Here is a 5,226-nt window from a genome sequence, read left to right on the forward strand (position 1 = left end):
GCCCATCAAGACGCCGATTTTTTGCGTCACTGTTGATGCCTCCTTGTTTGCCTGGGGTAATTCACCAGCTTCCCTGGCACTATTCTGGCCGTCAGGTCCAAAATCCTTTCCCCGGGGGCGAACGTAGATCTCTTTCTCAAGCGGCATGGCGGAAATACCGCTCTTGTCGGTCACGTCCAGGAGGAGGTGGTGAAAGCCGGGACCCAGGGGTTCGCGTAAGCGGCAGGTGATGGTGAGCTTGTGGTCTTCCCATTCACGCGTGACTAAGAATTTGGTAGGCAGATGGTCCACGTCATAGCCGTTGATTCGCATAACGAGGGTGTTCAAGGCCAGGTCTTTGTAGGGATGGCTGAAAGGCGCCTCGAGGTTTAGCGCCGGGGCGAAGGTGGCGCGGATTTCACGCCGGTTGAGCATTGCCGCGATCTTCTCTTCGTCGGTCCATTTGGACGGTCCGGGCAGGACGATTACCGGGCGCGACACACGACGGTAGGCCGCGCGTGCCCGCGCAAGATGGCCTGAGCGCCCCTTTACCAGCTCGGCCAGGAAGGCGAGGATGGCCCGGGAAGAGGCGCCCGGGAGGGCGGCCGCAAGGCCGGGGCTCGTCAGCAGACGGGTTAACTGCCGGAGGGAAAAGGCCCGCAGGTCGAAGGCTCCCCAAAAGAGCCGTAGGTTCAGGGTTCTCCCGGAACGAATCGCCGGTATGAGCAGTTCCGGGTCAAGGATGCTGCCGAGCCGATGGGCGAGGCCGAAAAGAATGGTGCCCGCGCGAGGGACGTCCCGGACCCCCAGCTCCGGGTAACGGGCCTCCGCGGAAGCGCCCTCAGCCAGGGCGGCGATTTCTTCGTCGCTGAGGGCGAAGAGCCAGGCCACCACGCGGTAGGCGGACCTTTCGATATAGTCCGGAAGCCCCGTCGTTTCCGGATCCAGGACGCCCCGCACGGTGTCAACAACGGACGGCTGCAGGGCGTAGAGGATTTCCATCAGGAGTCGCATTCCTACCAGGACGGTCTCGAAGTCGATCCGTAACTGCGGAATCTGGTCCGGCGGGATGCGGCACCGCCGCCCCCGGTAAAGCTCCGAGGTGGATGTGAGCAGGTTGTAGGGCTCTCCTCCGCCGGCACTGTGCGTTTCGAAAAGGGTTAAGGGATGTCCTTCGAGGAGGTCGCCGTAGCGGTCGCGGATGAGCAAATCATGAAAGAACTCCGTCAGGCCGTGATCCGCCAGGACCTGCGCGGCGAGGACCTCGGGGTAAAACGAGGAGCCGAGGGTGCGGTGGGCATTGGAGTAACCCTCGAAGACGGTTACCCCGTCCGGTTCCCGGCACGGGTCCGGGTCGGGGTGGCCGTCCCTATGAATCGGGGCGTAATGGGCATACCAATCCGCGATCTGATGCGCGAGCCACCCGCAGGCGACGGCGAAGTCCTTTTCCGAGTAGTGCTTCGAGCCACGGCGCCCCAGCACGGCCTGTTTCCATTCGTTGACCAGGCGGTAGCCGAAAAGCGGGATGCCGCGGGCGTTATCGGGGACGTAGTTGTGGGCATAGTCATAGATGGCGACACCTTGGGTGGTCAGGTGATAGGTGGAGATCGCGTCGGCGCTGTTCGCCCCGCTGAGAAAGGCGTCCTGGTGACGGGCCAGGATGTCGTAAGTGGCGGGGTTGATCGCCGCCGTGCCTGAGGCCAGTGCTTGGCCGGCCTTCTCCAGGGCGCGGCGGTTGATGTAGGCGTGTGTAAAGGGGCCCCACGCCAGGCCGGGCAGGAGCGGCAGCAGCAACGCGCGCTGCAGGAGAACCCTAAGTCGCCTGAGGAATGATACCCCTCTCTTCACTTCTTATCCTCCCGCACCCAACCGTTTCTTCGGAGGCGGTACCCTGGGGCATGATATGCGCGACCCGCTCGGCGTTACACCTGGTCGCACGGCGGAAACGGCACGGTTTTCCGGTTGTTCGACCTGATGAGGGATGTTATCCTTGGGAGGACGGGAAAGGGGCATATCAAGAGCCAATGTTGAAGTTCAACCTGTTACGGAACGTCCGTTGCTGGAGAACAGCCGCCGTTTTGGCCACGGCGGTGGCGGGAGCGCTGCTGTGCATGTACCTTTTGGGCCCGGCGGCTTACGAGATTCACGGGCTCTCCCTGCGGGCCGGACTCGTCCCGGCGACGGCCGGGAAAACGGTCATTGAACTCCCGCCCTTCGGCAGCCTCTCGGCGGCCACTCACCCGGCACCCCTGGAACTGCACGTCCGACTGGACGGCGTCGGCGCCGACATCGTCGGGAGGGCGCTGGCGCCGGACAGTGACCAGAGAGAGATCCTGGATGACGTCCAAGCGGCCGCGGAGCGTCCCCTTTTATTCTTCGCCCTGCGGCAGGTGGCGGCCGGTGCGCTCGGGGCTTTCCTGGCGGTGCTGCTGCTATGGCGGCCGCGGCTGCGTGTCGCTCTGGCGGCAGGGCTGACGGGGGCGGTCCTGATCGCCGGGCTGGTATTCGCCGGAGCCGCCGGCTTCCGTGCGGACGCCTTCCGCGAGCCGGAATACGACGGGGTCCTTGCCGCCGCCCCGGACGTTTTGCGCCTGGCGAACGAGACGCTGGACCGGTTCAAGGAGGTCCAGGACCGGACCGGTATGCTCGTTGAGAATATCCAGGCGCTCTTCTCAAGGGTGGATAACCTTGCGCTGCTGGGAGCCCCGGATCATGACGGAGCCACACAGCCCGTCCTGCTGGTGAGTGACCTGCATTCCAATCCGGTAGGGCTGGAATTTATGGAAGCCCTGGTGGAGAACTTTGGCGTGAAAGCCATCCTCGATGCCGGGGACCTGAGCGATTTCGGTTCTCCTTTGGAGACGCAGACGGCAACCCGCCTGGAAAGGTTGGGTGTGCCTTATGTCTTCGCCCCCGGAAACCATGATACCCCCGACGTGATGCGGTTTGTCGACGGATTGGGGAACGGGGTGCGGCTCCGCGGGAAGACCGTGGAGGTCGCGGGGGTACGTATTATCGGCAGCGCGGATCCCCTGGCCTATGATGCGAATGCGGCGGTTGTCGACCAGGAAACCTTGGAGGATGGACTGGACAGGCAGGCGGACGCTTTGCGCGCGGCTATCCAAATGGAAGGACAACCGGACATCATCTTGGTTCACGATCCTTTCGTGGCGCATAGGCTTGCCGATATGGCGCCGCTGGCCGTCTCCGGCCACACCCACCGCCAGGCGTTGGAAGAAACAGGGGGGCTGTCCGTGTTGCTCAACCCGGGTACCACGGGGGCCGCCGGCGTACGCGGCCTTTCATCCGAAGAGGGCGTGCCTTACTCGGCGATCATTCTACACATCCACCCCGGGAAGGGTGCGGTGGCCGCCGACTTCATAGAGTACCAGCCGCTGTCCGGTCGTTTCTCCGTCGAACGCCGCTTGTTGGATCACGGTTTAAGGCGGGTTGCCGGGTTTGCGCAATTCCCGGTAAGCCCGCCGGTCGTTGCGCCGTAGCGTTTGAACCCGCCAAAGGCCGAGAACGATGGCGGCGGCCCCCTCCTGAGGGGAGCATCCCTTCTTTCTTTACCGGTTCCGCTGTACATCCCCGGGGAATAATGGGGTCGTGAGGAGGTGATTTAGCCTTGGTTCGGATAACCGTATACCCGAACGCTCAGCAGGGCTCGACCTGAAGATCTCTTCAGGCGTTGGCCGGGAAGGTCAAAGAAGATTTCGGGGACGAGGTGGCGGTGGAAATAGTTCCGCCTCAGGACCGCGACAATGACGGGAACCCTCAGACACCGGAGCCGCCCAACATCGCCGTGGACGGGAAACTGCTGGGGAAGCGGGTGACGCTTTCTCAACTGGAACGTGAGGTGGCGGCCAGGCTTGAGGCCCGGTAACCGGGTGCCTGAAACCGGACCCCCTTGTTAAGAGGGGGCTTTTTCTGTGTGATGGCCGCAAAGGTCGTCAAGGGGACAGGCCTGGCAGCGGGGGCTTTGCCGCAGGCACAGGTGATGACCCAGACCGTCCAGGAGGGCGTGGTATTCGTTGTACAGCGCCGTGTCGCGGGGGAGACGCGCCATAAGACGGCTCTGCAACGAGCCGTAGGACATGGGCCGGTCAATTAACCCAAGGCGCGTAAAGACACGCTGGGTGTAGGCGTCGATGACGAAGATCGGCATGCCCGCGGCGTAAAGGATGATGGAGTCCGCGGTCTCCTCTCCAATCCCGGGAAGGGCGAGCAGCAGCCGCCGCAGGGTTTTGATGTCAAGGGCGAAGAGCCTATCGAGTTCACCGCCGAAGTCCTCTTGAAGGACGCGGCAAAATGCGCGCAGGCGATCGGCTTTCTGGCGGTAAAAGCGGGTCGGGCGGATGAGTTCCCACAGCGCGGGGTCGGGTAAGGCGAGAATTCCCTGCGGCGAAAGGCGCCCTTCGCGCTTCAGGTGGGCGATGGCGGTCGCGGTGTTGCGCCATGCGACCTGCTGGGTAAGAATCGCCCCGACAATCACCTCGAAAGGGGTCTCGGCCGGCCACCAGTAGCGGGGACCGAAATACTGCAGCAGGCGGTCGAAGATAGCAAGCAGGGTCTTGCGCGTGAGGTCAGTCGGCTTCAAACTTATAGCCTACCCCCCAGACGGTCTTGATGAAGGTTGGATGCTCGGGGTCTTTTTCAATCTTTTTGCGCAACCGCCGGACGTGCACCGTGACGGTGCTCTCGTCGCCGACGAAGTTTGATTCCCAAACCTTTTTGACAAGGTGCGCGCGTGAAAACACGCGGTTGGGATTGGAAGCCAGGATCCAGAGGAGTTCGAACTCCTTCGAGGTCAGTTCGACCTGCCGGCCCCAGGCCACTACTTCCCTGGTCTGGGGGTTGATGCTCAGGTTCGGGTAAACCAGTTCGCGGTCCTTGGCGGATTCCTCGGCGCCCTTGGTATAGCGCCGCAGCACCGCCTTGACGCGCAGGACGAACTCGGCCGGGCTGAAGGGCTTGCACTGATAGTCGTCGACACCCATCTTAAAGCCGACGATGCGGTCGGTTTCGTCGCCGCGCGCCGAGAGGACGATGATGGGAACGTCCCGCCTGGACTTAATGCGCCCGCAGGCCTCCAGGCCGTCCATCCTCGGCATCATGATATCCAACACTATCAGGTCGGGATGTGTTGCCTGATCTATTTCCACGGCCTCCAAGCCGTCGGAGGCGGTGAGAACCTCAAAACCCTCACGTCTGAGCACCGCCGAGAGAATCTTCTGTACTTTGGGG

General features: G+C 62.8%; 5 protein-coding genes. 2 read left to right on the forward strand and 3 right to left on the reverse strand.

From position 1 onward, the window contains the following. Positions 1 to 1,827 (reverse strand): zinc dependent phospholipase C family protein (locus QMC81_02530; protein MDI6906352.1); only part of this gene is annotated, 1,827 nt, incomplete at its 3' end. A 176-nt stretch (positions 1,828 to 2,003) separates the two neighbouring features. Here QMC81_02530 and QMC81_02535 point away from each other — a divergent pair. Together QMC81_02535 and QMC81_02540 are read left to right on the forward strand one after the other, a co-directional pair. Then, positions 2,004 to 3,479: a metallophosphoesterase family protein gene (locus QMC81_02535; GenBank protein ID MDI6906353.1), complete on the forward strand. Its 1,476-nt coding sequence runs from the start codon at positions 2,004 to 2,006 to the stop codon at positions 3,477 to 3,479. Positions 3,480 to 3,670: 191 nt separating this feature from the next. After that, positions 3,671 to 3,865: a hypothetical protein gene (locus QMC81_02540; GenBank protein MDI6906354.1), complete on the forward strand. Its 195-nt coding sequence runs from the start codon at positions 3,671 to 3,673 to the stop codon at positions 3,863 to 3,865. Between the two features lie 27 nt (positions 3,866 to 3,892). Here QMC81_02540 and QMC81_02545 read toward each other — a convergent pair whose 3' ends face one another. Continuing rightward, a complete protein-coding gene (locus QMC81_02545) occupies positions 3,893 to 4,579 on the reverse strand; it encodes an endonuclease III domain-containing protein (protein MDI6906355.1) in 687 nt (228 codons plus the stop codon). Continuing rightward, positions 4,566 to 5,226 (reverse strand): response regulator transcription factor (locus tag QMC81_02550; protein MDI6906356.1); only part of this gene is annotated, 661 nt, incomplete at its 5' end. The genes QMC81_02545 and QMC81_02550, both read right to left, overlap by 14 nt.

The organism is Thermoanaerobacterales bacterium (assembly GCA_030019475.1).
Taxonomy (GTDB): domain Bacteria; phylum Bacillota; class Desulfotomaculia; order Desulfotomaculales; family JASEER01; genus JASEER01.

Excerpts from the sequence above, each read along its gene's own strand:
- QMC81_02535 (MDI6906353.1), top strand. The coding sequence starts at position 2,004 with ATGTTGAAGTTCAACCTGTTACGGAACGTCCGTTGCTGGAGAACAGCC.